This window comes from Cyanobium sp. NIVA-CYA 375 (assembly GCF_056108345.1).
The window spans coordinates 1-2,711 of sequence record NZ_JBSYHW010000149.1 but is presented as its reverse complement, the minus strand read 5'-3'; the positions used below and the strand labels follow the sequence as shown (position 1 = coordinate 2,711).

6 protein-coding genes and 2 pseudogenes are annotated in these 2,711 nt (G+C 61.7%); 5 read left to right on the top strand and 3 right to left on the bottom strand.

Annotated features, from left to right (window positions below; all coding sequences use genetic code 11):
• The 5 genes and pseudogenes from AC01FP_RS16900 to AC01FP_RS16880 form a co-directional block, all read left to right on the top strand.
• A pseudogene (locus AC01FP_RS16900) lies at positions 1-255 on the top strand (hypothetical protein); the annotation flags it as partial.
• A 65-nt stretch (positions 256-320) separates the two neighbouring features.
• On the top strand, positions 321-563 hold the full coding sequence (locus tag AC01FP_RS16895; protein WP_474481833.1) for a galactose oxidase: 243 nt from the start codon (positions 321-323) through the stop codon (positions 561-563).
• A gap of 10 nt (positions 564-573) precedes the next feature.
• Positions 574-858 carry a DUF1651 domain-containing protein gene (locus AC01FP_RS16890; RefSeq protein WP_474481831.1) on the top strand — a complete coding sequence of 95 codons (285 nt, stop codon included), beginning with the start codon at positions 574-576 and terminating at the stop codon, positions 856-858.
• Positions 816-1,157 carry a hypothetical protein gene (locus AC01FP_RS16885; protein ID WP_474481830.1) on the top strand — a complete coding sequence of 114 codons (342 nt, stop codon included), beginning with the start codon at positions 816-818 and terminating at the stop codon, positions 1,155-1,157. The genes AC01FP_RS16890 and AC01FP_RS16885 overlap by 43 nt, the downstream gene beginning before the upstream one ends.
• A gap of 9 nt (positions 1,158-1,166) precedes the next feature.
• Positions 1,167-1,589, top strand: coding sequence for an NUDIX hydrolase (locus AC01FP_RS16880; RefSeq protein WP_474481829.1), 423 nt, complete (start codon positions 1,167-1,169; stop codon positions 1,587-1,589).
• Positions 1,590-1,679: 90 nt separating this feature from the next.
• On the opposite strand, the gene AC01FP_RS16875 is transcribed toward AC01FP_RS16880, so the two are convergent.
• The 3 genes and pseudogenes from AC01FP_RS16875 to AC01FP_RS16865 form a co-directional block, all read right to left on the bottom strand.
• On the bottom strand, positions 1,680-1,916 hold the full coding sequence (locus AC01FP_RS16875; protein WP_474481827.1) for a high light inducible protein: 237 nt from the start codon (positions 1,914-1,916) through the stop codon (positions 1,680-1,682).
• Positions 1,917-2,146: 230 nt separating this feature from the next.
• Positions 2,147-2,290: a chlorophyll a/b-binding protein gene (locus AC01FP_RS16870; RefSeq protein ID WP_254929687.1), complete on the bottom strand. Its 144-nt coding sequence runs from the start codon at positions 2,288-2,290 to the stop codon at positions 2,147-2,149.
• 103 nt (positions 2,291-2,393) lie between these two features.
• Positions 2,394-2,711 (bottom strand): annotated as a pseudogene (locus AC01FP_RS16865) (hypothetical protein); the annotation flags it as partial.

Genomic DNA, 2,711 nt, shown 5'->3' with positions numbered 1-2,711 from the left:
GCGCAGCAAGAGAAAGATCCAAGCCTTGACCCGCTCGATCCAGGCACCATCCAGCAGATCCTCGCCACCGTTCGGGGATTGCCACGCCCTGCTCTGGAGGGGTTCACTAAGGCCTTTCGCAAGCGCTTTCAGGTGCCGGAAGAGGCTGTTTCTATCGCTGATCGGATTTGCCAGCGGCGGCACCACGACTGGATTGAGACGTTTCTGGTGCAACACCAGTCGCAGCCAGAGGCAGCCGCTCTCCACCAGAGCTGAGCCGATCAGGCAGGGCGTGACAGGGGCAAACGTGCTAGTACATGCGTACGCATTGACCATGATTCATGGGTGCCCCTCTCCCCCGACCCGCAGCACTGAATGCCCGGCTTGATCTCCCGATCGAGGAGTGGTCCTACCTGGACGAGGCCGTCCTGCTCAAGACCCGGAGCCGCAAGGTCTGCATGACCTGCCACTGGTTCAGGCACCACGCCGGAGTGAACTGCATCCCGCTGCTCACCTGTCAGCTGCACCAGGGGTGGACCGATGACATGACACGTCAGCAGGGCTGGGCGCCGGAGGTGGCCTGAGCAGCTCTCGATGAACGTCACGAACAGTCCCGGCCGCCCACCGCTGTCTCCGCAAGAGGGCTGGCTTAGCGATGGCCGCCAAGTGCTCCATTTCCAGCCCTGCCGCTACGACCGCTGGAGTCAGGTGCTGGAGGTGACTTTTGGAGAGGTGATGCCCAGCGGTGAACCACCGCTGCTCAAACACCGCAGGGAGCTGATGCGAGAGGAGGCGATCAAGCTCTGGGGCCAGAAGCGGCAGGAGGGTTGGCGGGCGTGTCCGCCGCAGTGGATCCCGCAGAAGCCGCTGCGGGACTAGGTGGCGCCACCTCTTCCGGTCACGCCAGCCAACATGGGGAGACCCGAGATCAACCTGTGCTCCTAAACCCCTTCTTGCCGTTCAGCACGGCCAAGGTGCTGAGCCTCAAGGCCACTGTGCTGCTGCTGCTCACCCTGCTGATCAAGGCAAGGGTGCAGATCGTGGCCGGTTCGGCCATCGGAATCTTTCTGTTGCTTCTGCAGACGCTGGTGTTCCTGGCCATCAGCGGTGGCCTGGTGTTAGCGGCCGGCGGTGCAGCGATCTACACCAAGCAGAGGCGCCGCACTGCTGCGGACTGAGGACGCGCCATGGCCCTTGAAGTCGCCCTGGCGATGCTGCATCGGGATGGCCGCTGGCTGATGCAGCTGCGCGACGAGATCCCCACGATCGTCGCCTCTGGCTGCTGGGGACTGTTTGGCGGGCACCTTGATACGGGCGAAACGCCGGAGCAGGCGCTGCGGCGGGAGCTGCTGGAGGAGATCAGCTGGCAGCCCATGGTGGTGGAGCTGGTGATGGTGCATCACATCCACCGCCGCACGGCCCATGTGTTCCGAGCTGAGCTGTCGGTTCCGCTGGAGCAGTTGCAGCTGCTGGAAGGCCAGGACCTGGCCCTGGTGAGCGCAGAGGACTTGCTGGCAGGCTCGATCTGGAGCACCAAGCTCGGCAGCCATCGCCCTCTGGCCGATGGATTGCTGAAGGTGATGCAACACGTGCTCACCGAGCAGACTTGAGATACAAAAATGCCCGGAGCCATAGCCCCGGACATTTGCTTGTTCAGCCGTGTGGCATACCCGCGAGGGTCAAGTGGTTTTTGTAAAAGCTCAGAAACAGAAGGGAAGGAACTGGGTCCGGCAGGCGGCATAGCCATCCACTAGGGCACCGAGGCCAATCTGATGGACTATCCCGGAGCCGGTAAGGGCTTCAGTGGTGATGCCGATCACGATGCCGAGCATGGCGGCGCGACCGTTAAAGATCTCAGCTCTCTTGAGCTGATCGAAAAGAATTAGCTGTTCTGCGCGGTGCTCGAGCCATTTGTCGTAGGCGATGGTGTTGCTCATGAGACGTATGCGCAATGGACTGGACAGGAAACCGTCAGTCCGCCAGATCGGGCTGGAGCAACGCGCCTGTAAACCAGGCGCCAAAAAGCACCACTGCGAATTTTTGCGGTCATCGAGCCCTAGGGGAAAGATCGCTTGGGCGGCTGAACACGTAAGTGGTCATAGCGGTAAGCACCAACACGAGGGCGACGACGGCAGTGATGGCGGCGGTGTAATCGGTGCTCATGGGATCAGCCCAGGCCCAGTTGGCCGAGGATGCTCTGGCCGGTTAGCAATTCGGTGCCAAGGCCGATCACGAAGCCGAGCATGGCCAGACGGCCATTCCAGGTCTCGGCGAAGGCAACAAAACCGAAGCGGGGCGTGGACTCAGTCATGACTGTTGCGGTTTGTTACGAAAACTGTAACGCAATGTGACTGGCTTGGGCGCTGTCGGGGTGAGGGCTGCCAATCCATGGGCGACAGCTCTTCCCTTGCCGCTCAAGCGGCCTGTCGGAAGGCCTTCACTGATGCGACCGCCGGAGTGAGGGCCCAGAAGCCACGGGGTTGATCCGTTTCAGGGGCGACACCGCCTTGATCTAGTCCGGAGATCAGCTCGCTCCCCATGCCTACATCAAAGGAAAAGCGACCCGGCCCGTTGAAGAGCAGGGAAAGACTTCCTCCCAGGTGGAGCACCACCAGTTCCAGCACGTAGATGTTCAGGCCAGCCGTGAGGATCTGCTGGTAGGCCTGGGGGCTTTTCCCCCCTCCCGCCCACACCCCCAACCAAAAGTTCTCCCAAAAGGTAAAGAACCCCCA

Bases quoted from the DNA above. Each gene is read 5' to 3' on its own strand.
- AC01FP_RS16875 (WP_474481827.1), bottom strand. From the start codon at position 1,916: ATGAGCAACACCATCGCCTACGACAAATGGCTCGAGCACCGCGCAGAA.
- AC01FP_RS16890 (WP_474481831.1), top strand. From the start codon at position 574: ATGAACGTCACGAACAGTCCCGGCCGCCCACCGCTGTCTCCGCAAGAG.
- AC01FP_RS16895 (WP_474481833.1), top strand. From the start codon at position 321: ATGGGTGCCCCTCTCCCCCGACCCGCAGCACTGAATGCCCGGCTTGAT.
- AC01FP_RS16880 (WP_474481829.1), top strand. From the start codon at position 1,167: ATGGCCCTTGAAGTCGCCCTGGCGATGCTGCATCGGGATGGCCGCTGG.
- AC01FP_RS16870 (WP_254929687.1), bottom strand. From the start codon at position 2,290: ATGACTGAGTCCACGCCCCGCTTCGGTTTTGTTGCCTTCGCCGAGACC.